Source organism: Microbacterium sp. AG238, from assembly GCF_003610405.1.
Classification (GTDB): Bacteria; Actinomycetota; Actinomycetes; order Actinomycetales; family Microbacteriaceae; genus Microbacterium.
Map to the genome: position 1 here is coordinate 1,726,898 of NZ_RAQC01000001.1, position 21,788 is coordinate 1,748,685.

22 protein-coding genes and 3 tRNA genes are annotated in these 21,788 nt (G+C 70.3%); 13 read left to right on the plus strand and 12 right to left on the minus strand.

Annotated features, from left to right (window positions below; translation table 11 throughout):
- Window positions 1–157: 157 nt before the first annotated feature.
- The 4 genes from DEU36_RS08090 (at window position 158) to DEU36_RS08105 (ending at window position 842) form a co-directional block, all read left to right on the plus strand.
- A tRNA-Glu gene (locus DEU36_RS08090) sits at window positions 158–230 on the plus strand.
- A 21-nt stretch (window positions 231–251) separates the two neighbouring features.
- Window positions 252–325 (plus strand) — tRNA-Asp (locus DEU36_RS08095).
- A gap of 70 nt (window positions 326–395) precedes the next feature.
- A tRNA-Phe gene (locus tag DEU36_RS08100) sits at window positions 396–468 on the plus strand.
- Window positions 469–590: 122 nt separating this feature from the next.
- Window positions 591–842, plus strand: coding sequence for a hypothetical protein (locus DEU36_RS08105; protein ID WP_120263699.1), 252 nt, complete (start codon window positions 591–593; stop codon window positions 840–842).
- 36 nt (window positions 843–878) lie between these two features.
- On the opposite strand, the gene DEU36_RS08110 is transcribed toward DEU36_RS08105, so the two are convergent.
- Entirely contained in the window at window positions 879–1,337 is a 459-nt protein-coding gene (locus DEU36_RS08110) for a helix-turn-helix domain-containing protein (protein ID WP_120263700.1), read from the minus strand.
- 87 nt (window positions 1,338–1,424) lie between these two features.
- Between DEU36_RS08110 and DEU36_RS08115 the strand changes: the two genes are divergently transcribed.
- Entirely contained in the window at window positions 1,425–2,615 is a 1,191-nt protein-coding gene (locus DEU36_RS08115; RefSeq protein ID WP_259455276.1) for an MFS transporter, read from the plus strand.
- A gap of 33 nt (window positions 2,616–2,648) precedes the next feature.
- Here the strand turns inward: DEU36_RS08115 and DEU36_RS08120 are convergent, their stop codons facing one another.
- The 4 genes from DEU36_RS08120 to DEU36_RS08135 form a co-directional block, all read right to left on the minus strand.
- Window positions 2,649–3,344 (minus strand): SOS response-associated peptidase, encoded by a 696-nt coding sequence (locus tag DEU36_RS08120; protein ID WP_120263702.1) that lies wholly within the window; start codon window positions 3,342–3,344, stop codon window positions 2,649–2,651.
- A 75-nt stretch (window positions 3,345–3,419) separates the two neighbouring features.
- On the minus strand, window positions 3,420–3,557 hold the full coding sequence (locus tag DEU36_RS08125; protein WP_259455277.1) for a hypothetical protein: 138 nt from the start codon (window positions 3,555–3,557) through the stop codon (window positions 3,420–3,422).
- Window positions 3,558–3,619: 62 nt separating this feature from the next.
- Window positions 3,620–3,895, minus strand: a complete 276-nt coding sequence (locus DEU36_RS08130) for a hypothetical protein (RefSeq protein ID WP_120263704.1) — start codon at window positions 3,893–3,895, stop codon at window positions 3,620–3,622.
- A 44-nt stretch (window positions 3,896–3,939) separates the two neighbouring features.
- Window positions 3,940–4,821, minus strand: coding sequence for a DUF72 domain-containing protein (locus tag DEU36_RS08135; RefSeq protein WP_120263705.1), 882 nt, complete (start codon window positions 4,819–4,821; stop codon window positions 3,940–3,942).
- A gap of 139 nt (window positions 4,822–4,960) precedes the next feature.
- Here DEU36_RS08135 and DEU36_RS08140 point away from each other — a divergent pair, with 139 nt between their 5' ends.
- The 4 genes from DEU36_RS08140 (at window position 4,961) to DEU36_RS08155 (ending at window position 9,839) form a co-directional block, all read left to right on the plus strand.
- Window positions 4,961–6,118 carry a polysaccharide deacetylase family protein gene (locus DEU36_RS08140; RefSeq protein ID WP_120263706.1) on the plus strand — a complete coding sequence of 386 codons (1,158 nt, stop codon included), beginning with the start codon at window positions 4,961–4,963 and terminating at the stop codon, window positions 6,116–6,118.
- Between the two features lie 95 nt (window positions 6,119–6,213).
- Complete coding sequence (locus DEU36_RS08145; protein WP_120263707.1) at window positions 6,214–7,341, plus strand: glycosyltransferase; 1,128 nt, start codon at window positions 6,214–6,216, stop codon at window positions 7,339–7,341.
- Between the two features lie 135 nt (window positions 7,342–7,476).
- Window positions 7,477–7,737: a glutaredoxin domain-containing protein gene (locus DEU36_RS08150; protein ID WP_120263708.1), complete on the plus strand. Its 261-nt coding sequence runs from the start codon at window positions 7,477–7,479 to the stop codon at window positions 7,735–7,737.
- Between the two features lie 503 nt (window positions 7,738–8,240).
- Window positions 8,241–9,839, plus strand: a complete 1,599-nt coding sequence (locus DEU36_RS08155) for a DEAD/DEAH box helicase (protein ID WP_120264444.1) — start codon at window positions 8,241–8,243, stop codon at window positions 9,837–9,839.
- A 137-nt stretch (window positions 9,840–9,976) separates the two neighbouring features.
- Here DEU36_RS08155 and DEU36_RS08160 read toward each other — a convergent pair whose 3' ends face one another.
- The 5 genes from DEU36_RS08160 to DEU36_RS08180 all read right to left on the minus strand — a co-directional run bounded on the left by DEU36_RS08160 (window position 9,977) and on the right by DEU36_RS08180 (window position 14,982).
- Window positions 9,977–11,098 carry a hypothetical protein gene (locus tag DEU36_RS08160; RefSeq protein WP_259455278.1) on the minus strand — a complete coding sequence of 374 codons (1,122 nt, stop codon included), beginning with the start codon at window positions 11,096–11,098 and terminating at the stop codon, window positions 9,977–9,979.
- A gap of 98 nt (window positions 11,099–11,196) precedes the next feature.
- Window positions 11,197–12,279 (minus strand): extracellular solute-binding protein, encoded by a 1,083-nt coding sequence (locus DEU36_RS08165; RefSeq protein WP_120263709.1) that lies wholly within the window; start codon window positions 12,277–12,279, stop codon window positions 11,197–11,199.
- A 98-nt stretch (window positions 12,280–12,377) separates the two neighbouring features.
- A complete protein-coding gene (locus DEU36_RS08170; RefSeq protein ID WP_120263710.1) occupies window positions 12,378–13,370 on the minus strand; it encodes an ABC transporter ATP-binding protein in 993 nt (330 codons plus the stop codon).
- Window positions 13,367–14,164, minus strand: coding sequence for an ABC transporter permease (locus DEU36_RS08175; RefSeq protein WP_120263711.1), 798 nt, complete (start codon window positions 14,162–14,164; stop codon window positions 13,367–13,369). Before DEU36_RS08175 ends, DEU36_RS08170 begins: the two co-directional genes overlap by 4 nt.
- On the minus strand, window positions 14,161–14,982 hold the full coding sequence (locus tag DEU36_RS08180) for an ABC transporter permease (protein ID WP_112615945.1): 822 nt from the start codon (window positions 14,980–14,982) through the stop codon (window positions 14,161–14,163). The genes DEU36_RS08175 and DEU36_RS08180 overlap by 4 nt, the downstream gene beginning before the upstream one ends.
- 209 nt (window positions 14,983–15,191) lie before the next feature.
- Between DEU36_RS08180 and DEU36_RS08185 the strand changes: the two genes are divergently transcribed.
- Window positions 15,192–16,178, plus strand: coding sequence for a LacI family DNA-binding transcriptional regulator (locus DEU36_RS08185; protein ID WP_120264446.1), 987 nt, complete (start codon window positions 15,192–15,194; stop codon window positions 16,176–16,178).
- Between the two features lie 70 nt (window positions 16,179–16,248).
- Here DEU36_RS08185 and pip read toward each other — a convergent pair whose 3' ends face one another.
- The gene (gene pip / locus DEU36_RS08190) at window positions 16,249–17,226 is read right to left on the minus strand and encodes a prolyl aminopeptidase (protein ID WP_183045375.1); all 978 of its coding nucleotides are present in this window, start codon (window positions 17,224–17,226) and stop codon (window positions 16,249–16,251) included.
- A gap of 306 nt (window positions 17,227–17,532) precedes the next feature.
- Here pip and DEU36_RS08195 point away from each other — a divergent pair, with 306 nt between their 5' ends.
- The 3 genes from DEU36_RS08195 to DEU36_RS08205 are packed head-to-tail and all read left to right on the plus strand — an operon-like array spanning window position 17,533 to window position 20,756.
- Entirely contained in the window at window positions 17,533–18,537 is a 1,005-nt protein-coding gene (locus tag DEU36_RS08195; protein ID WP_120263712.1) for a malate dehydrogenase, read from the plus strand.
- A 15-nt stretch (window positions 18,538–18,552) separates the two neighbouring features.
- Window positions 18,553–20,253: a sodium:proton antiporter gene (locus DEU36_RS08200; protein WP_120263713.1), complete on the plus strand. Its 1,701-nt coding sequence runs from the start codon at window positions 18,553–18,555 to the stop codon at window positions 20,251–20,253.
- 47 nt (window positions 20,254–20,300) lie between these two features.
- On the plus strand, window positions 20,301–20,756 hold the full coding sequence (locus tag DEU36_RS08205) for a recombinase family protein (RefSeq protein ID WP_120263714.1): 456 nt from the start codon (window positions 20,301–20,303) through the stop codon (window positions 20,754–20,756).
- Window positions 20,757–20,761: 5 nt separating this feature from the next.
- On the opposite strand, the gene DEU36_RS08210 is transcribed toward DEU36_RS08205, so the two are convergent.
- Window positions 20,762–21,781 carry a LacI family DNA-binding transcriptional regulator gene (locus DEU36_RS08210; RefSeq protein WP_120263715.1) on the minus strand — a complete coding sequence of 340 codons (1,020 nt, stop codon included), beginning with the start codon at window positions 21,779–21,781 and terminating at the stop codon, window positions 20,762–20,764.
- Window positions 21,782–21,788 lie beyond the last annotated feature (7 nt).

Here is a 21,788-nt window from a genome sequence, read left to right on the forward strand (position 1 = left end):
CGTCGACGACGTCCGGACCGTGCGAACCTCGCCATTGTGCCCCGGAGACACGCCCGGGCGGCGGACGCCACGCCCCCGATTCGCACATCGGCGGCGGATCGCATATGCTTGTCCCTCGGTAAGCGTGAACGTTTGACTCCCGGGTCTGGGTTCGCTCGGCCCCATCGTTTAGCGGCCTAGGACGCCGCCCTTTCACGGCGGTAGCACGGGTTCGAATCCCGTTGGGGTCACTCCCACAACTTAATAAGCATGGCCCTGTAGCGCAGTTGGTTAGCGTGCCGCCCTGTCACGGCGGAGGTCGCGGGTTCAAGTCCCGTCAGGGTCGCTCTAAAGCGACGGGCCCTTTGGTTTCCAGAGGGCCTTTCGTCTAGGACATGGCATCTCTGACGCCATGCGGCTCTGTAGCTCAGTTGGTAGAGCGCACGACTGAAAATCGTGAGGTCACGGGATCGACGCCCGTCGGAGCCACACGGACCGTCGTTACAACGGTCCCAGAAACCCTCGCCTAGCTTCTACATGGCGGGGGTTTTGCTTTGCCCTGACACCGACGCGCTCCGCTGATCGGCCGTGCGGGGCCCTATGGTCGAGGCATGAACGCGTCTCCGCGACCGCAGAGCCCCCGCACGAAGCGGCTGCGCCGGTGGGCGGTGGCATTGGCGGCATTCAGTGCCGCCGCGTTCATCGCGTCGATCGTCTTCGCGGGTCTGCTACCGGATGCCCCGGCACTGGTCTACCCGGCATTGCACTTCGTCGGGCTCGCGACCGCACTCGCCGGATACCTCCTGTGGCAGCGGTCGGACCCCGCGTACGACTTCAGTCACGAGCCGACACCCGACGAGTGACGCCGCCGGACCCGCGCCGACGAGGTCCCGCTCCCCTCAACTCGCCCCAACGGGGCGAACGACAGCCGTCGAGTCGGCGTTGACGGCACGCCCATCCGAGTCCACCGGCCTCATTTCTGCGAGCACATGCCCGTCCACATCGACGAGGACTGAGCGCGGCTCGCCATCCTCGAACATGTGACGCTCGCCCCACTGCCGGAGCGCGACGATCACCGTGAAGAAGTCGCACCCCGCGTCGGTGAGGACGTAGTGCTGGCGGCGACCGGATGCCGCAGCCTCACGCCTCAACAGCCCGCGATCGACGAGGCGCCGCAGCCTCTCCGTGAGGATGTTGCGCGCAACGCCGGTGCGCTGCTGGAAGTCGGTGAACGACCGGGCGCCGTCCATCGCGTCGCGGATGATCAGCAGGCTCCACCGGTCGCCGACGAGGTCGATCGTCCGAGCGACCGGGCACGTCGAGTCGGTCCAGGTCACGTCCTCGATATCTCCGACCATTCGCTCGACCCCTCCCATTGAGTTGCGAACTGCAACCATTCTGCCATACCGCGATGAGTTGCAAACGACTACCATTGGAGAGGGCTCGTGAGCGGGATTCGTACGGCGAGGATGCTGCTCGCGACGGTGTGCGCGGTCGCTGTGTCGACGATCTACGCCGCCCAGCCGATGCTCGCGCACATCGGCCGAGACGTCGGCATCGCGACATCCGAGTGGGGATGGGTGATCGCTGCCGGGCAGGTCGGCTACCTCATCGGGCTGATCGGCCTCGTGCCCCTCGGTGACGTGATCGATCGGCGGCGGCTCATCGCGCTCCACCTCGTTCTCTGCGCCGCCGGCACCCTGGTCACGGCATCGGCCACGGGGGCCGCGGTCCTGGTCGCCGGGCTCGCGGCGACGGGACTCTTCGCTGTCGTCGTCCAGACAGCCGTCGCCTTCGCCGCGGATCTCTCCGCTCCCGCCGAACGCGGCCGTTCGCTCGGTGTCGTCACCTCCGGCGTGGTGGTGGGAATTCTCGGTGCCCGCGTCGTCGCCGGGATTCTGACCGATCTCTGGGGCTGGCGAGCCGTCTACCTCGCACTCGCAGCGATGCTCGTCGCGCTCGCGGTCGCCGTCCTCACCCGGTTACCGGCGGAAGCGCGAATGAGTCGCAGAACCTACGGTGCCGTGATCGGCTCGCTCGTCCGCATGTTCGCTGTACCGTTCTTCGTCTCACGTGGTGTGATCGCGTTCTTCCTCTTCGCGTCGTTCGGCACGCTCTGGAGCGGACTCGCCCTGCCCCTGGAGGCCGGACCCTGGCATCTGGACGCCACGCAGGTCGGGCTGTTCGGCATCGCCGGGCTGGCCGGCGCGCTCGGGGCAGCCCGGGCCGGCTGGTGGGCGGACAACGGCCGAGCGAGCCGCGTTACCGGGGCGGCGCTTGTCGTCCTGGCACTGTCGTGGATCGCGGCCGGTCAGGCCACATGGTCGATCTGGCTCGTGATCATCGGCGTCATCTTTCTGGACTTCGCCGTCCAGGCGGTTCACGTCAGCAACCAGTCGCTACTCACCGAGGCCTTCCCCGAACGGACCAGCAGCGCGATCGGTGGCTACATGGTTTTCTACTCGCTCGGATCCGTCCTGGGCGCGACCGCTACGACCGCCGTCTATGCGGCGGCGGGGTGGGCGGGATGTGCGGTACTCGGCGCAAGCTTCGCGCTCTGCGGGCTGCTCACCTGGGCGCTCAGCCGGCCCATGGCGGAGCGGCCGGCGAAGCTCGATGCGCTACCCGCAACCTGACGACGAGCGCTCGATGCCCTCACGAAGGACCGGCTACGCCACCGGATCGAGCAGCGTCGGGTCGGCGGGATCGACCGTGCGGGAGTTGCTGACCTTGCGGTCGACGACGTGCTCGCGGATCGTCGAGGCGACCTGACCGGACGTGTGCTCGAGCATCGCCAGCGTCTCCGCCTTGCGGTCGCCGGTGAGTTTCTCGGGCGTCAGCCAGGCATCCCACGTGTCCGGCGTCAGGAAGGCCGGCATCCGGTCGTGCACCTGTCCGCTCGCGTCCCGCGCCTCGCGGGTGATGACGACGAAGCAACGCGTCTTCTCGCCGGTCGGCAGTTCCATCGACCAGGTGAGCCCGGCAGCCGAGAGCAAGCGGTCGCCGTGGAGGAAGTGCGGGGTCTTCGGGGTCTTCTCACCGGTCCACTCGAAGTAGCCCCGCATCGGAACGATGCATCGAGCCGCGCTGAATGCCGGCGCCCAGAATCCCTGGGCCAGCTTCTCCATCCGCGCGTTGATGATCGGACCGCCCCGCGGGCGATTCACCGGCTTCTGCCAGTCCCAGCGCACGAGCTCCAGGACCCGCCCTTCGCCCCGGTCGCGGACGATTGGAGCATCCTCGGTCGGCGCGATCGAGTACGCACCGGCCCACGACTTCACCCAGTCCTCGGGGTCGCCGCCCTCGGCGACGTACTCCCGGATCAGCTCGTCCGTCTTGGCGTCGTTCGCGAATCGCCCGCACATGTGAGTGACCCTACGGCGCGGGGTGACCGGCGTCGAGCAGATGCCTCCTCACCCGGGACACTGAGGCGCCCGGGCTCAGGCCGGCTCGGTGACCCGAACGAGTCCGCAGTTCAGGCACGACCACGCCACGAGGAACGCTTCGTCGTCGAGGATCTCGAAGCGCAGCGGATCGCCGCAGGTCGGGCAGACCCACGGAGCCGGCTGCACGCTCACGCAGCATCCCGATCGGTCACCCGCCGAGCCTAAACGCCGCATCGCACCCGCGGGCGAAAGGGTCAGGTTCGGCCGAGCGTCTTCTCGAGCTTGCGCCTACGCCGGTGAAGCCGACCGAAGGCGAGCCCATGCTTCAGCTGCATCCTCCCCAGGTCTTGCAGCGACGGGAGGCCGCGGCTTGCGAGGGCGTCGTCGATGACCGACGGATCTTGACCGTCAAGCTGCTCGATCAGGGAATTCGCCTGCCGCACTTCCTCTGAGGACAGCGGGTGGTCGGCAATACCGCGAAGGACCTGGTCGAGCTCTCGCTCACGCTCGGCACGGGTCTTGCGGAACATCCGGTCACTCTAATTCACCGAAATGAGCGCGGTGATCTCGTACGTCAGCCACGCATGAACGCCGCATCGAGCCGCTGCGCGAGCACGACGGCGTCGTGCGGCGCCCTCCCCCGCGCGTCGTTGTCGAAGTACACCCACACATCGCGCGGACGGCCATCGGATGCCGCTGACCCGTCGGCCCATCCCCGGATGCGGTCCGCCCACTCCTCGAGCTCCGCGTCGGAGTACCCGCTCGCGTAGAGGTCGGTCGCGCCGTGCAGCCGGACGTACACGTGCCCGGCAGTCGTGACCTCCTCGAACCGGGGAAAGCGTCCAGCGGTGTCGGCCACCACGAGGGCGGTGTCGTGCGCACGCAGCAGCACGAGCGCGGCATCCGATCCGAACCCTGCCGATCTCGGCTCGAGAGCGTGCCGGATCGGCCGGTCGTCCTCGATCTCGAGCCACGCCCGCCCGTCGAGGCGTTCGTCGTGCCGCTCGGCGAGCGCGAGCGCCTCGCCCGTCGTCCGCGGCAGAAGGGCGAGGAACTCCTCGAGCACGGCGGCGTCGAACTCCTCCCGCTCGGGCAGCTGCCAGAGCACCGGGCCGAGTTGCCGCCCGAGCGCGAGCACACCCGACGCGAAGAAGTTCGCCAGCGCCGTCTCGACTCCGCGCAGGCGCAGCATGTGCGTGACATAGCGCGAGCCCTTCACGGCGAAGACGAACGATTCGGGCACCTCGCTCCGCCACCGGTGATAGCTCGACGGGCGCTGCAGCGAATAGAAGGATCCGTTCAGCTCGGCCGTCGACATCCGCTCCCCCACGTATGCGAGCTCGCGCCGCTGGGCGAGTCCCGTGGGGTAGAAGTCGCCGCGCCATCCGGCGTACCGCCACCCGGAGATGCCGACGCGAACGCGGCCCGGATCCGCAGGGGCTGCAAACGCGTTCATGGTTCGGTAGTCTCCGCGCGTCAACGCAAGCGTGAAAGGGGGTTGCCCTCGCCGCGGCATCCGGAACATCGGCGCGTATCCGCACAGCCGCGCACCCTAGGATTCGACGGACGCACCGGGCACCACAGGGGGAGTAACGATGGCCGCAACGCGACGTTCGAACGCGCGGCGACAGCGCAAACGCCGGGTGATCGGTATCAGCGCGGCTCTCACCGGAGTCCTGCTCGTCGCCGCGGCCGGCGGCTGGTTCGCGGTCGACGCGATGCAGCGCGCGAGCATGCTCCCCGAGCCGGCGGTATCCGCGGGCACCCCCACCCCCGAAGCCGACACCCCGACGCCCGAACCGCTGACGCCGGCGGAACAGCTCATCGCCGATGCGAACGACCCGAACGCATGCGCCGTGTCGTTCACCGGCGACGCGATCGATATCGCCCCGGAGCTCGAGACGCAAGGGAAGCCCTACGCCTCGCTGCCGATCCCCGCGCGCGAGGGCATGGTGTTCGCCGGCTGGTACGACACAGCCGAGGATGCCGCGGCGCTGGCGATCCCGGGTCGGCTCAACGGCGCGGATGCCGTCACCTGCGACGGCCAGCAGCGCACGGTGCACGCCGCGTGGATGAACGCGGCCGACAACGCCGCCGCGAAGACGCGCATCCCGATCCTGATGTACCACCAGTTCACGACGAAGCCGGAGGGCGAGTCGGGCTGGCTCCGCGGCAACTACGCCTATGTCGGCGACTGGGAATCACACCTGAAGTACATCTCCGAGCAGCAGTTCTACCTGCCCACCTGGCCGGAGCTGAGCGCGTTCATCGACGGCGAGCTCTTCCTCCCCGATCACTCGGTCATCATCACCGACGACGACGCCGACCCGTCGTGGCTCGAGCTCGCCGTGCCACTGGTGGAGAAGTACCGCGTGATGACGACATCCTTCGTCATCACGATCAACGGCGCCGGACCCGAACTCACGCCGTACGTGCTCAAGCGCTCGCACACGCACGACATGCACTCCGCAGGCGCGGACGGGCGCGGACGCATCGTGAACTGGACGCACGACGAGATCGTCACCGATCTGGAGACCTCCGCGAGCGTGCTCGGCGGCACGAAAGAGGTGATCGCGTACCCGTTCGGCCACTACAACGACGCCGCGAAGCAGGCGGTCGCCGACGCGGGCTTCGAGATGGCACGCACGATCGAGCCCGGCTACGTCTCGATCGGAAGCGACAAGCTGGCCCTGCCCGTCGTCCGCGTCAACTACGGCATGACCGTGGATGACATCAAGAAGTCCATCGGGTGAATCTCAGGAGATATCCAAAGGGTCAACCACTTGTACGCATATGAATCCTCAGTACTGTGTGAATTCCCCCGTCCGTTTTCACTTGCGAGCGTTCCATGGATCTGACGATCGTCGTCCCGACCTTCAACGAAGGCCCGAACGTGGTGGAGCTGCTCCGACGGATCGGTGACGCGGTCGACGACCGGATGATCGAGGTCGTCTTCGTCGACGACTCGACGGACGACACCCCCGCGATCATCGAGCGGGCCGCGAGAGCGGCCGACTTCCCGGTGCGACTGATCCACCGCGACGAGCCGGTCGCGGGACTCGGCGGGGCGGTGGTCGAAGGCATACGCGCCGCGAACTCGTCGTGGTGTCTCGTGATGGACGGCGATCTGCAGCATCCACCCGAGGACATCCCCCGGCTGCTCGCACGCGCCGACCGCGGAGACGTGGATGTCGTCGTCGCCTCGCGCTACATCGCCGGCGGCGACTCGAAGGGGCTGGCCGATGCGACGCGCACGACCGTCTCACGCGCGTCGACGCTGCTCACCAAGGCGATGTTCCCCCGCAAGCTCGGCGAATGCAGCGACCCGATGACTGGATTCTTCCTGGTCAACCGCGACACGATCGACGTCGACGCTCTGCGGCCGCGCGGTTTCAAGATCCTGCTCGAGATCCTGGCGCGCCGTCACATGCGGGTCGCCGAGGTGCCGTTCGCCTTCGCACCGCGTTACGCCGGTTCGTCGAAGGCGACCTTCACACAGGGCATCCGGTTCCTCACCCAGCTGCTGATGCTCCGCTTCGGACGGATGTCGGCGTTCGCCCTGGTCGGCGGCGTCGGCGCCATCGCGAACCTGGTGATCATGTGGGGTCTGATCCGGCTCGGAATGGACTACCTGCCGGCATCCATCATCGCGAGCGAGATCACGATCATCGGCAACTTCCTGTTGCTCGAATACCTCGTCTTCTCCGACATGCGGTCGGAATCCGGAAGCATGACGCAACGGTTCGTGAAATCGTTCGCGTTCAACAACGCCGAGGCCATCATCCGGATCCCGGTGCTCTGGATGCTCGTCGAGAACGCACACATCCCGAGCGTCATCGCTGCCGGCCTGACGCTCATCGCGGCGTTCGTGGTGCGCTTCGTCTTCCACGCGCTCGTCGTCTACGCACCCAAGAAGCAGCGCGTCGCAGCGGTGCTCGACGCGGCTCCCGAGCGCGCCCGAGCCGCCGAGTACTGAGGCGCGGGCTTCCGCGCCGAGAGCGCACCGCCTCGTCGAGAGTGCTCGGGAGGCGGTGCGTTTTCGCGTGATCGGTACGCACTGGGCGGGATCGGGGTCGGGCCCGGTCCTCCGTCGCGGACGTACGCTGGAGGTATGACCGCTTCCACCGACACGATCACGATGTTCGGCGCCGACTGGTGCCGCGACTGCCGCCGCACGAAGGCGCAGCTCGACGAGCTCGGCGTCGACTACACCTACATCGACCTCGAGGCGGAGCCGGCTGCAGCCGACGTCGCGCGCGAGATCTCGGGTCGCACCCAGATCCCCGTCGTGGTCTACCCCGACGCGACACATCACGTCGAGCCGAGCAACGACGACGTGGCAACGAAGCTGCGCGAGCTCTCGCTCATCTGACCTGGGCGCGTGCCGCGCGCGTGCTGCGTGCGCGGATGCAAGGGATCCGGGCCGACACCCCGTGACGGATGCCGCACCGGCGGCGTTTCGCAGCCGAACCCTTGCATCGCGGCTCCAGGCCAACGGCATCCGAGGGCTCGGAGACGTCGGGGAGGTTCCGAGCCTCCGACGCCGGGCAGCCTCGGGGCCGTGCGCGGATGCAAGGGATCCGGGCCGACACCCCGTCACTGATGCCGTACCGGCGGGGTGTCGCAGCCGAACCCTTGCATCGCGGCTCCAGCGGGCACGCGGTCGCCGCGAGGGGGCCGAACCGACCGCCGGGCCTGCACTGGTAGACTGGTCGAACTTGTGGCGCGCTCGCGCCGCACGCGTCGTAGAACGCCTTCCGCCCACCGGGTCACGACCGGCATCCCGCGGACTCTTTCGTACGGCGACCCCGCATGCGCACCCGCATCCGGGCCACCGATCAGGGCGCCGACGTGCGCCCGGAGACACACTCCCTCATGACTGACACCACTTTCCGCACGCTCGGCGTGCCCGCTCCCCTCGTCGAAGCCCTCGCGAAGGACGGCAAGACCACCGCCTTCCCGATCCAGGTCGACACCCTGCCCGACACCCTCGCCGGGCGCGACGTGCTCGGCCGCGGCAAGACCGGCTCGGGCAAGACCCTCGCCTTCTCGATCCCGATGGCCGCGCGCCTCGGCGGCGAGCTGGCCGGCGGCAGCCGCCGCGCCGCCCGCATCCTGGGCCTCGTCCTCGCCCCGACCCGCGAACTGGCGACGCAGATCAACGCGACCCTCGAGCCCCTCGCGGCTGCCTACGGCATGAAGACGACCACCATCTTCGGAGGCGTCAACCAGAACCGTCAGGTTCAGGCCCTCAACGCTGGCGTCGACATCGTCGTCGCCTGCCCCGGTCGCCTCGAAGACCTGCTGCAGCAGCGCCACCTGACCCTCGACTCCGTCGAGATCACCGTCATCGACGAGGCCGACCACATGGCCGACCTCGGCTTCCTCCCCGCTGTCACGCGCATCCTCGACAAGACGCCGCGCGACGGACAGCGGATGCTGTTCAGCGCGACCCTCGACAACGGCGTGGACAAGCTCGTCAAGCGCTTCCTGCAGAACGAGGTGCTGCACTCGGTCGACGAGGCGCACTCCCCGGTCGCGGCGATGACGCACCACGTGTTCCACCTCGCCGGCGCCGAGGAGAAGAAGGATGTCGTCAAGGCGCTCGCCTCGGGCATGGGCCGCCGCATCCTCTTCACCCGCACCAAGCACGCGGCGAAGAAGCTCGCCAAGCAGCTGACCTCGCAGGGCATCCCCTCGGTGGACCTGCACGGCAACCTCTCGCAGCCGCAGCGCGACCGCAACCTGGCCGCGTTCTCGTCGGGCACCGCGAAGGTTCTCGTCGCGACGGATGTCGCCGCCCGCGGCGTACACGTCGACGACGTCGAGCTCGTCGTGCACGTCGACCCGCCCATGGAGCACAAGGCGTACCTGCACCGCTCGGGCCGCACCGCGCGCGCGGGCGCCGAGGGCGCCGTCGTCACTCTCGTGATGCCGGGCCAGGAGCGCGACGTCAAGGATCTGCTCCGCAAGGCCGCCATCGCCGTCACCCCGACCTCGGTCACCGCAGAGTCGCCCGAGGTCACCGCTCTCGTCGGCAAGGTCGCGCCCTACGTGACCCCCGCGCCGGTCGAGGTCGCGCCCCGTGGCACGAGCCAGGGCGCCAACGCCCAGCGCAAGCGCGCTGCACGTGACGCTCGCGACGGCGGTGCGTCGAACGGTGGCGGCCGCTCCAGCGGCGGACGCGGTCGCGGCGGACGGGGCCAGGGCCAGGGTGCTGCCGGTGGCCGCGACGGGCAGGCTGCACGCTCGGGCGGTCAGCGCGACCAGCAGCCGAGCCGCGGCGGACAGCAGTCCTCGCGCGGCGGCCAGAGCGCCGACCGCGCACCCCGCGAGACGCGCGATGCCGCCCCCGCGGGCAACCCGCGCCGCACCGGCCGCCGTGCATCCTCGAACGGTGCTGCCTCAGGCGGCAAGCTCATGGTGGGCTCGGTCGTCCGCCAAAACAGCGCCGGACGCCGCAGCGGTCGCTGACCCGCAGCATCCGGCACACGCGCACTGCTCGCTGGGGCCTACCACCGAGAGCGCACGCTCGCCGCGAAGACGCACCCTCGACCGTACGTTCTCGCGGCGGGGGTGCGTGCTCGGCGCGGGCGGCGCCCCAGCGGGCGTCAGACCGAGAGCGCGAACTCGGCGTCGAGAGCGTCGATCTCGCGGGTGACCTCGGCGACGCGACGGGCCCGATCCTCGGCGGGCAGCCACGACGCCTCGAACGACGAGATCGCCATCCGGCGGACCTGCTCGCGCGACGCACCGATCTGCTCCGTGACGATGCCGTACTCGGCGGCGAGGGTCGTGGGGAACATCCCGGGGTCGTCGGAGCACGGGATGACGTTGAGCCCGGCCTCGAGCATCGCGCCGATCGATGCGCGACGCCAGGGCCGCCACGAGCGGCGTGACGTGGTCGAGGCGACGGTGAACGCGACCTGCTCCTCGCGCATCCGCTCGACGACCGCGTCGTCCTCGAGCACGTAGTACCCGTGGTCGATGCGGTCGCAGCCGAGCAGATCGAGGCAGGTGATCGTGTTGACGGCGGTCGGGGCGTGCTCCGACGAATGCGCGGTGCGTCCGAGACCCGCCTCACCGGCCAGGCGGTACGCGTCGACGAAGCGCTCGGGCGGACCGGCGGTCTCGAGGTTGTCGAGACCGATGCCCGAGACGTACGGGTGGGGGTTGTCGACGACCCGGCGGACGACCGCGAGGGCCTCCTCGCCACTGCGGCTGCGATCGATCCCCTGGATCATCAGCCCCGTCATGCCGAAATCCCTCTCAGCCATCCGGATGCCGTCGGCGTACGCCTCGACGGCGCCGAGATACCCGAGCGACTCGAGGTGCGGCGGCAGCGCATCGAAGAAGAGCTCGAGGTGGCGCGTACCGCTGCGGCGGTGGGCGTCCTCGAAGGCCTCGTAGACGATGCGGGTGAGGTCGTCAGCATCCCGGAGCACCTCGACCACCCAGTTCGACACCTGGAAGAGCGAGTACGACACCTCCGGCTCATCTGCACCGCGCTGCTGCGGAACGGGGATGCGCGTGTTCCGGTAGAGGGCAGGGTCGGGCGGCAGCGAGTTGATGTCGGCGAAGATGCGCTCGGGGTCGGCGGGCAGTTCGAGCGACTCGCGGTGCGCCAGCTCGGCGAACGTCGACGCGCGGACCGTGCCGATGAGGTGGCAGTGCAGGTCGGCCTTCGGCAGACGCTGCAGGTAGTCGACGGGGAGGGATGCTGCGGAAGTCATGGTGCCGTTCGTACTCGTGGAGCGGTGCGGTCGTGAAACCGCGAGAAGAGGCCCGGCCGCCGAGGATGGGGGGATGCTCGGCGGCCGGGCGGTCTGGATCAGCGCGAGGCGACCTCGCGCGCGAACCGCTCGACCCACTGCGCGCGGTTCGGGACGATCTCGGCGGGGTCGAGCGTCGCGTAGCCCGCGGCGATCGGGTCGGCGGCGATGTCACCGACCACCGCGGTGATCTCGGCGGGGATCGTCGCGTCGAGGGCGACGGGGAGGTCGCCGACGATCTCGGCCGATGCCGTCTGCGCCTCGACGGAGAGCAGGTAGTCGATGAACGCGTACGCGCCCTCGAGGTTCTTCGCTCCGCTGGGGATCATGGCACGGTTGGTCGCCATGTAGCGACCCTCGGCGGGCGCGGTCCACGCGACGGGCTCACCGGAGGCGATGAGCGTGGTCGCGAAGCCGCTCAGCGCATCGGCGGCGACGATCTCGCCCTGCGTGAGCAGGTTGGTGACCTCGGTCGACGACGAGTAGAACTGCAGGATGTTCGGGGCCCAACCGCCGATCGTCATGTAGGCGGTGTCGATGTCGTAGGGGCCGTCACCGAACGTCGACGCGACCCCCGAGACGGCGAGCTGCCCGGCCGTCACCGCGATGTCGGGGAAGGCGAGGCGTCCGCTGTAGGCGGAGTCGGCGTAGAGCGACCAGTCGGCGGCCTGCGCGGCATCCAGTTCGTCGGTGTTGTAGAGCGTGCCGTTGAGCTGGTAGCTGTAGGCGGGTCCGTCATAACCGTCCTCGACCGCGAAGTCGGCGATCTTCGCCAGGTTCGGGACGTCGGACTCGTCGAAGTCCTGGAACAGCCCCTGCTCCTGGCCGGATGCCGCGAAGGTGTCGGAGATCAGCATCACGTCGATCCCGGCGTCGCCACCGGCGAGCTGGAGCTGCGAGAGCCGGTCGGCGTTCGACCCGGTCTCGATCTCGACCGTGATGCCGGTCTTCTCGGTGAAGGGGTCGACGATCGCCTCCTGGAACTGCTCGACGCCGAACGGGAAGGCGCTGACGACGATCGAGTCGCTCGATCCCCCGTCGCCGGACTCTGCCGAACCGCCGGAGCAGCCGGTGACGACGAGAGCCGTGGCGGCGACGGCGGCGGATGCCGCGAGGACGCGGCTGGTGCGGGTGCGGATCATGCGGGTTCCTCTCGGAGGTCTGCGGGCGGGGCGCAGAGGTGCGGGTCTGGTGCTGGGGTGGGTGCGGGTGCTGGTGCGGGGTGGAGGCGTCGGGCCGCTCAGGAGGCGAGGCGGATGAGGCGGGCGGTCGGCGCCGTGACGGTGACCCGATCGCCGGGGCGGGCGGTGACGGCCTCGTCGCGGACATCGGCGATGAGGCGCACGGCCGCGCCCGTGGCGTCGGCGGTCTCGACGGTCACGAGACGGTCGACTCCGCGGTAGGCGACGTCGAGCACGACTCCGTCGAGCGCGAGCCCGGTCCCGTCCGCGGGGCGCCCGAGAGCGAGGTGCTCGGGACGCACGGTCGTCAGCGTCCCGTCCGCCGCGGCGAGGAAGTTCTCGTAGCCGAGGAACTCCGCGACGAAACGGTTGGCCGGAGCGGTGAAGACGTCGGACGGGGCGCCTTCCTGCATGATGCGGCCGTCGCGCATGAGCACCATGCGGTCGGACATCTCCAGCGCCTCGTCCTGATCGTGCGTGACGAGCACGACCGTCAGACCGGTCTCGGACTGGATGCGGCGGATCTCGGCGCGCATCTGCACGCGCAGGCGCGCGTCGAGGTTCGACAGCGGCTCGTCGAGGAGGAGCAGCGTCGGCCGGATCGCAATGGCGCGGGCGAGGGCCACGCGCTGCTGCTGTCCGCCCGAGAGCTTCTTCGGCCGGCTCGCCGCGAGGTGTCCGAGGCCGACGAGGTCGAGCGACTCCTCGACGCGACGCCGACGCTCGGCCGCCGCGACCTTGCGCAGCTTCAGGCCGTAACCGACGTTCTCGGCCACGGTCATGTGCGGGAACAGGGCGTACGACTGGAACACCATCCCGAGTCCACGTCGCTCGGGTGGCGTGCGGGTGGCGTCCGTGCCCGCGATCATGATGCGGCCCGACGTCGGCTGGGTGTAGCCCGCGAGCATGCGCAGCGAGGTGGTCTTGCCGCATCCGCTCGGTCCGAGCAACGTCGTGAGCTGCCCCGACGGGATGGCGAGGTCGATGTCGTCGACGGCGGTGAAGTCGCCGAAGCGCTGGGTCACCCCGACGAACTCTGCTGCGGTGGTCATCGGTTGATCCCTCCGAAGATGCGGGCGAAGCCGACGGTGCGCTCGGCGATGACGGCGATGACGACGGTGCCCGCGAGGATGATGGTGCTCGTGGCCGCGACCATCGGGTCGTAGCTCTGCTGGACGTAGTCGAGCATGGTGACGGGGAGCGTGCGGAAGTCGCGGCTCTGCAGCAGCAGCGACAGCGGCACGTTGTTGAACGAGGTGACGAAGCTCAGCAGCCCCGCCGAGAAGATGCCGGGGCGCAGCAGGGGCAGCGTGACGGAGAAGAACGCGCGTAGCGGCGACGCGCCGAGCCCGCGGGCGGCCTCTTCGATGCCGGGATCGGCGAGCGCGAGCGACGCGCCCGTGACCCGCACCGCGTAGGGCAGCATCAGCACGGTGTGGCCGACGAGCAGCACCGGGAAGTTGTCGAGGCGCAGGCCGATCATCAGCTGCTGGTAGAGCGCGAGGCCGACGACGAGCTCGGGGACGATGAGGGGCGAGAGGAAGAGCCCCTCGACGAGTCCCTTGCCCGGCAGCTTGCCGCGGTGGATCGCCAGCGTCACGGGAACACCGATCAGAAGTGCGAGCACCGTGGCGATGAGGGCGAGCTGGAGGCTCGACAGCAGGGCGCTGATGAACGGGTCGTAGTTCAGCGCCGCCTCGAACCACTGCAGCGAGAAGCCCTCCGGCGGGAAGCGCAGGGTGCGTCCGCCCGTGAACGCCGTGGCGACCACGAAGAGGATCGGCACGATCATGATGATGTAGCCGGCGACGGCGAGGGATGCCGCGACGGGACGACTGGTCTTCACGCGGTGGCCCCCCGTCGTCCGACGACGGCGGACAGGCCCGACACGGCGAAGACGAGGACCGTCATGATGATGGCCGTCGCGCTCGCCGCCGCCCAGTCGATCGTGACGCTCGAGTACGAGTAGAGCTGGGTCGACAGCATCCGCTGGCTCGATCCGCCCAGCAGGTACGGAGTCGTGTAGGCGGTGACGCTGCCGGCGAAGACGAGCGTCGAGGCGACGACCATGCCCGGTGCCGAGAGCGGCACGACGATGCCCCAGAACGTCCGGGTGCGGCTCGCGCCGAGACCGCGGGCGGCGTCGTCGAGCCCAGGATCGACCTGGGCGACGGCGGAATAGCACGAGATGATGGCGAGCGGCAGGAAGAGCTGGGTCAGGCCCAGCACGATCGCCAGCTCGGTGTAGAGCAGCTGCGGAGCCCGGTCGACGAGGCCGAGCCCGGTGAGCAGCTGCCCGATCGCGCCGTTCGAGCCCAGCAGCACGAGCCAGCCGAACGTGCGCACGACGTTGCTCAGCAGAAGCGGGAAGATCGCGAGGGCGAGCAGCACGCCCGACCAGCGCGAGGTCGAGCGGGCGAGCAGATAGGCGATCGGGAACCCCAGCACGATGCAGATCACGGTGACGATGAGGCCGAGCCCGACCGTGCGCCCGATGATCGCGAGATCGAACGGGTCGGTCAGCATCCGACCGAGACGCTCGAGGATGTCGACCAGGCTGACGCCGGGAGGGGCGAACAGCATCGCGATCGACGGGATGAGGAACCCCGCCAGCAGGAGCGCGAGCCCGGGGAGGGCCAGCAGTCCGGTGCGGCGTGAAACCACGAGCGAACTCCGTTCGTGCGAGGGGAGGATGCGGGTGCAACCGGTTGCGCAACCGGTTGCTCCTACCGTAGAGCCCGCGCGAGGGGCGATGCGACCATTCGTGTTAACACCGTGTAAAACTGCCGTCAGACGCCGGCGCAACCGGTTGCTTCGGCTCAGTAGGATGAGCGGACCGTCGCGGCATGCGGCGGCGGGATGAAGGGGGCACGGTGACGACACTCGCCGATGTCGCCGCGCATGCGGGTGTATCGAAGTCGACGGCATCCCGTGCTCTCAGCCGCCCCGATCTCGTCGCCCCCGAGACGGTCGTGCGCGTGCGCGCCGCTGCCGCGGCGCTCGGCTTCATCCCCAACCGCGCCGCGAGCCACCTCGCCCGGGGACGTAGCGGCATCGTCGCGCTCGTCGTGCCCACCCTCGACAACGCGTTCTTCACCCCGATCATCGCGGGCGCCCAGGAGCGCGCCCGCGAGTCCGACCTGCAGCTCACCGTCGCGGTGCACCGGCTCGACGACGCCGACGGCCTCGACGAGCTCGAGCGCCTCGCCCGGCAGGTCGACGGCTGCATCCTCGTCGCCCCGCGCGGTCCCGACGACATCGTCCGCGCCGCCGGCGCCTTCGGGCCCACGGTCCTCGTCGACCGGGAGATCGAGGGCATGACCTCGATCGTGGCCGACACCGCGAGCGCCTTCGCGGAGCTCGCGACGCGCCTGGCCGAGGCCGGTCATCGGGGGATCGTGTACCTCGGCGGCCCGGAGGGGTCATGGCAGGACCGGCAGCGCTCCGCCGCGATCGACGCCGCCGTCGGCGAGCGCGTCGAGCTGACCGCGCTCGGCCCGTTCCCGGCGACCTTCGCGGCGGGCGTCGCGACCGCCGACGCGGTCATCGACTCGGGCGCGACGGCGGTCGTGCCCTATGCGACATCCATCGGCCTCGGTCTCGTCTTCGCCCTCCGCGCTCGCGGCGTCGCCTCGCCCGGCGAGATCGTCGTCAGCGCGGAACGCCTGGTGGCCGAGGCGATCGGGGCCGACGACGTGCCCGCGATCGACGTCGACGGTGACGAGCTGGGCCGCGAGGCCATGGCCGCGCTCCTCCCGATGCTCGTCGCCCCGCCATCCGCTCCCACCCGCCGCCGCCTCGACGTGTCGGTGCACTGGCCCGCGGCGCAAGCCGCCGAGAACGCACCCTCTTCGCGATAACGCACCATCCGCGGTGCGTTATCGCGGCGACGGTGCGTTCTCGGCGCCGCCGCGCCGGCGCGGGCGCGGGTCAGCGGGCGAAACGGTCGGTCGCGGCGACGAGAGCGGCGGCGATGCCGGGCTCGCCGGCCGAGTGGCCGGCGTCGTCGACCATGACGAACTCGGCCTCGGGCCAGGCCCGGTGCAGGTCCCACGCCGTCATGGGCGGCGTGCAGGCGTCGTAGCGGCCCTGAACGATGACACCCGGGATGCCGCGGAGCCGGCCCGACGCGGCGTCCTCGATCAGCTGCCCCTCGCGCAGCCATCCGCCGTTGAGGAAGTAGTGGTTCTCGATGCGCGCGAACGCCGTCGCCGACTCGGCCGCGGTCATGGCCGTCACCAGTTCGGGATCGGGCCGCAACGTCACAGTCGACGCCTCCCAGCGGGTCCAGGCCTGCGCCGCGGGAACGTGCACCGCCGGATCGGGGTCGGTGAGCAGCCGGTGGTACGCCTCGATCAGCCGGCTCCGCTCGATGGCGGGGACCGGTGCGAGGTAGTCCTCCCACAGGTCGGGGAACAGCGCGGCCGCGCCGCCCTCGTAGAACCACTCGAGCTCGTGGCGCCGCAGCGTGAAGATTCCGCGCAGCACCAGCTCCGAGACGGCATCCGGGTGCGACTGGGCGTAGGCGAGTGCGAGCGTCGACCCCCACGAGCCGCCGAACACCTGCCACCGATCGATGCCGAGGTTGCGTCGCAGCAGTTCGATGTCGGCGACGAGGTGCCATGTGGTGTTGTAGCGGAGATCGGCCGCCGGATCGCTCGCATGGGGCGTCGACTTCCCACAGCCGCGCTGGTCGAACAGGATGATGCGGTACGCCTCGGGATCGAAGAACCGACGGTGCCAGGCCGAGGTGCCGCCGCCGGGGCCGCCGTGCAGGAACACGACCGGCTTGCCCTCGGGGTTGCCCGACTGCTCCCAGTACACGCGCTGGCCGTCGCCGGCGAGCAGGAAGCCCGTCTCGTAGGGCTCGATCTCGGGATACAGGATGCCGGCCAGGGCGGCCGACACGCTCACCGTGCGGCTCCGCGGTCGCGTTCGTTCATGCGCTTTACCGTACCTGCGAGGCGTCGTGCACCGTGTCACCGCACGGCGACGAGCCGGGATCCGCCGCGAGTCCGGTCGCCTGCGCCGCGATGCAAGGGATTGGCCGCGACACCCCGGCCCTGCGGCATCCGTCACGGGGTGTCGGCCCCGATCCCTTGCATCCGCGCACGCGCCGCGCGCGTGCAAAGCACGCAGCAAGGGCTGAGCGCCGCCAGACTCTTCCGGTCGTCTGCCCCGGCGCGGCCGCGGCGGCAGGAATAGGCTCGGCTCATGGACGCCACCACCGTCACCGTCACCGGCGCGGCCGGTCAGATCGGATACGCCCTGCTGTTCCGCATCGCCTCCGGCGAGATGCTCGGCCCCGACCGGCCCGTGAACCTCCGCCTGCTCGAGATCCCCGACGGCATCCGCGGCGCGGAGGGGACCGCGCTCGAACTGCAGGACTGCGCGTTCCCCCTGCTGCGATCGATCGAGGTCACCGATGACGCGCGCACCGGATTCGCGGGCGCCAACATCGCGATGCTCGTGGGGGCCCGGCCCCGATCGGCCGGCATGGAGCGCGGAGACCTTCTCGCCGCCAACGCGGGCATCTTCGGCCCGCAGGGGGCGGCCATCGCAGCATCCGCGGCATCCGATGTCCGTGTGCTCGTCGTGGGCAACCCCGCGAACACGAACGCGCTGATCGCGGCGTCGGCGGCCGAGGGCGTGCCGGCTGAGCGCTTCAGCGCGATGACCCGACTCGATCACGAGCGCGCGGTCGCGCAGCTCGCCGCCCGCCTGGACGTCGCGGTCACCGACATCGACGGGGTCACCATCTGGGGCAACCACTCCGCGACGCAGTTCCCCGACATCGCCTCCGCAACCGTCGCCGGGCGTCCCGCGATCGACGCACTCGCCGACCGGCTGGGCGGAACGGATGCCGCCCGCGCCTGGCTCGACGACGAGTTCGTGCCCCGCGTGGCGAAGCGCGGCGCCGAGATCATCGCCGTGCGCGGTGCGTCGTCGGCGGCGTCGGCAGCCAACGCCGCCCTGCGACACGTGCGCGACGAGGTGCTCGGCACCGACGGTCGTCGTACCTCCGCCGCGGTCGTCTCGCGGGGCGAGTACGGCGTGCCCGAGGGCCTGGTCTGCTCCTTCCCCGTGACGAGCGACGGCTCGGGCTATCGCGTCGTCTCGGGTCTCGACCTCGATGAGCGCGGCCGGTCGCGGCTCGACGCGTCGGTCGCGGAGCTCGTCGACGAACGCGACGCCGTCCGGGCTCTCGGCATCCTCTGACGGGCGCCCGGACGCGTGGAACTGCTGCCCGGACTCATCCTCGGAGTCGTCGCGATCGCGCTCTCGACCTCGCTGTCGAAACGCCTGGGGGTCGCCGGCCCGCTGATCCTCGTCGCGGTGGGCCTGGCCGCGTCCTGGCTGCCGATCCTCGACGACTTCGAGGTCGACCCCGAGCTGATCCTCGTCGGAGTGCTCCCGCCCCTGCTCTACGCGGCAGCCGTCCGACTGCCGGCAGTGGAGTTCCGACGCGATCTGCCGTCGATCTCGGGGCTCGCCGTCGCCCTCGTCGTCGTCAGTGCGCTCGCCGTCGGAGGATTTCTCACCCTCGTGCTCCCGCAGCTCGGGTTCCCGCTGGCCGTCGCGCTCGGGGCGGTGCTGAGCCCGAGCGATGCCGTCGCGACCTCCATCGTCAAACGACTCGGTATATCGCCGCGCGTCGTGACGATCCTCGAGGGCGAGAGCCTCATCAACGACGCCACCGCACTCGTGCTGCTGCGCAGCGCGATCGCCGCGGTGGCCGGCGGGTTCGCCTTCGCCGACACGGTCGGCACGTTCGTCTGGGGCATCGTCGCCGCCGTGATCGTCGGCGTCGTCGTCGGCGGCGTCAATCTGCGCGTCCGGGCACGCATGAACACCGTCGCCGCCACCGCCCTCGGGTTCATCGTGCCCTTCGTGGCGTACCTGCCCACCGAGCACCTCGGCGGCTCGGGGCTGGTCGCCGCCGTGGCGTCCGGCATCACGACGGGCCAGGGTGCCGCGCGCCGGTTCACCGCCGAGCAGCGGGTCTCGGACGAGATCAACTGGCGGACGGTCGAGCTGGTGCTCGAGGGCGGCGTCTTCCTGGTCATGGGGCTCGAACTGCGCGGCATCCTCGACGACAACTTCCAGCAGCAGAGCGGACCCGGGAAGGCGATCCTCCTCGCCCTGGGCTCGCTCGCGATCCTTCTTTCCATCCGCGCCGTCTACGTCGCCGGGCTCATCTTCGTCCAGGGCAGACGCGCGCGACTGCGCCAGCGCGACCGCCTCGAGCAGATCTCGGAGCACCTCGACAACCTGTCGCCCGACGTGGCGAGACGCGGACGGAACCCGGGGGCGGCGCGTCGGCGTTTGGAGAGCATGCGCAGCCGGGTGACCCGAGCGTTCAACGACCTCGACTACTACGAGGCCTCGCCGCTCGGCTGGAAGCACGGCACGATCATCGTGTGGGCCGGGATGCGCGGCGTCGTGACGCTCGCGGCGGCGCAGACGCTTCCCCGCGACACCCCGGAGCGCGAACTCCTCATCCTCACCGCGTTCCTGGTCGCGGTCATCAGCCTGCTCCTCCAGGGCCTCACGCTGCCGGGCCTGGTGCGGGCGCTGCGCATCCCGAGCACCGTCGCCGACAGCTCGCTGCTGCGCGAGGAGGAGCAGGCGCTCGACGCCGAGCTGCGCACCGCGGCGATCGACCGGCTGGCCGACCCGACGCTCGCCGTCGAGGAAGGTGGCCGATGGGATGCCCGCACCCTGACGATCGCGCGCCGCCGACTGGAGCATGCGGCCGACGAGGATGCCGGTGCCCTCGCGCGCGAGCTGCAGCTGCTGCTGATCGGCGCGATGCGCTCGCGCCTGCTCGAGCTGTCGCGCGAGGGCGCGTTCTCGTCGGAGGTGCTGCGCGAGTCCCAACGCCGCCTCGATTCGCAGCAGGTGAGCCTCGAGATGCGCCAGAACGATCTCTGACGCGAACTCGCGGTGAAAACCGTTCTCGCGTCGGCGACAATGAGAGGGTGAGCACCCCGACCGACGACGACCGGACCACGCGCCCCGCGGCGGACTACGCCGAGACGCGTACGATCGCGCTGCCCGACTCCCCCGTCGACGAACTGCCCGACAGCTTCGCCGCCCTGCAGCCGAGCCCGGAATGGTGGGCCGCCCGCCCCGCCGGTGCCCGCCTTGTCGGCCTCGTCGTCTCGCGCGACGACATGCCGAGCATCGTGGCTCAGCGCGACGCGCTGGCACAGTTCGGCGTTCCGATCGAGGGCTTCCGCCACCCCGCTCCCGAGACCGGCGAGAGCTGGCAGGAACGCCTGTCGCGCCTGTTCGGTCATCTGACGGCGGGAGACGTCGTCGTGGTCTCCGACGTGCACGCGCTCGGCCGCGACGCCGACGAGGAGACCAGGACGATCGCCGAACTGCGCCGACGGTCCGTCATCGTGAAGGTGCTCGGCTCGCGCCAGAACTGAGGCCGTCAGCCAGCCGGCGACGCCGTCGACTCACCCGCGACGAGGTCGCCCGCCAGCCGGTGCAGGCCGGGCTCGTAGGGCTGACCGTCGATGACGTCGGCCAGGTGAGCCGCGGCCCGGGCACCCAGGTCGGCGAGACGGAAGTCGATCGTCGTGAGGCTCTCGTCGTCCTGCCCGGTGAGGCCCGACAGGTTGTCCATCCCGGTGATGGCGACATCCTCCGGCACGCGGACACCCGCTTCGGCGAGCGCCGCGATCACCGCGCGGGCGATCGTGTCGTTGCCGCAGCAGACGGCGTCGAACGTCGCGCCCGACGCGATCAGCCGCTCCGCGGCCTCGCGACCCCAGCCCCGCGACCAGTCACCGCGCAGCACGAGCTCGGGCGCGAGGTCGGCACCGGCGGCCGCGAGGGCTGCGGCGAGGCCGTCCGCGCGCTCGCGCGCCGAGTGGTCGTCGGCGGAAGCCGTGATGTGCGCGATGCGCCGACGACCGGAGGCGAGGAGGTGCTCTCCGGCACGCTTCCCGGCGGCGTACCCGTCGTGCACGAACGAGGCGTCGGCGTCGTCGTCGGAGATGCCGTAGACGTAGACCACCGGTGCCGGGAACCCCGCCGTGACCGAGCGGATCTCCGACCCGGACCCGTCGCCGACGACGAGCAGCCCGTCGATGCTGCGCGCCCGCAGCTTGCGGACCGTCGCCGCGAGTACGGTGCGGTCGAGGTGCGAGTCGGTCACGAGCACCGACAGGTCGCGCGTGCCGAGGGTCGTGGTCGCACCGGTGAGCACCGGCATCGTGAAGGCACCGGGGGCGTTCATGGTGAGCACGCCCACGGTGGCACTGCGCCCCTGGACGAGGAACTGACCTAGCGCGTTGGGCTGGAAGTCGAGCCGCTCGGCGGCTTCGAAGATGCGCTCGCGCGTGGCATCCGATGCCTTGCCCTGACCCCGCAGCACCTTCGACACGGTCGACACCGAGACGCCGGCGACAGCCGCAACGTCACGGAGGGAAATCGCTTTTCTCGCCATCTCGCTT

Excerpts from the sequence above, each read along its gene's own strand:
- DEU36_RS08105 (WP_120263699.1), top strand. The coding sequence starts at position 591 with ATGAACGCGTCTCCGCGACCGCAGAGCCCCCGCACGAAGCGGCTGCGC.
- DEU36_RS08110 (WP_120263700.1), bottom strand. The coding sequence starts at position 1,337 with ATGGTCGGAGATATCGAGGACGTGACCTGGACCGACTCGACGTGCCCG.
- DEU36_RS08120 (WP_120263702.1), bottom strand. The coding sequence starts at position 3,344 with ATGTGCGGGCGATTCGCGAACGACGCCAAGACGGACGAGCTGATCCGG.
- DEU36_RS08130 (WP_120263704.1), bottom strand. The coding sequence starts at position 3,895 with ATGTTCCGCAAGACCCGTGCCGAGCGTGAGCGAGAGCTCGACCAGGTC.
- DEU36_RS08135 (WP_120263705.1), bottom strand. The coding sequence starts at position 4,821 with ATGAACGCGTTTGCAGCCCCTGCGGATCCGGGCCGCGTTCGCGTCGGC.
- DEU36_RS08140 (WP_120263706.1), top strand. The coding sequence starts at position 4,961 with ATGGCCGCAACGCGACGTTCGAACGCGCGGCGACAGCGCAAACGCCGG.
- DEU36_RS08145 (WP_120263707.1), top strand. The coding sequence starts at position 6,214 with ATGGATCTGACGATCGTCGTCCCGACCTTCAACGAAGGCCCGAACGTG.
- DEU36_RS08150 (WP_120263708.1), top strand. The coding sequence starts at position 7,477 with ATGACCGCTTCCACCGACACGATCACGATGTTCGGCGCCGACTGGTGC.
- DEU36_RS08155 (WP_120264444.1), top strand. The coding sequence starts at position 8,241 with ATGACTGACACCACTTTCCGCACGCTCGGCGTGCCCGCTCCCCTCGTC.
- DEU36_RS08160 (WP_259455278.1), bottom strand. The coding sequence starts at position 11,098 with ATGACTTCCGCAGCATCCCTCCCCGTCGACTACCTGCAGCGTCTGCCG.
- DEU36_RS08165 (WP_120263709.1), bottom strand. The coding sequence starts at position 12,279 with ATGATCCGCACCCGCACCAGCCGCGTCCTCGCGGCATCCGCCGCCGTC.
- DEU36_RS08170 (WP_120263710.1), bottom strand. The coding sequence starts at position 13,370 with ATGACCACCGCAGCAGAGTTCGTCGGGGTGACCCAGCGCTTCGGCGAC.
- DEU36_RS08195 (WP_120263712.1), top strand. The coding sequence starts at position 17,533 with ATGGACGCCACCACCGTCACCGTCACCGGCGCGGCCGGTCAGATCGGA.
- DEU36_RS08210 (WP_120263715.1), bottom strand. The coding sequence starts at position 21,781 with ATGGCGAGAAAAGCGATTTCCCTCCGTGACGTTGCGGCTGTCGCCGGC.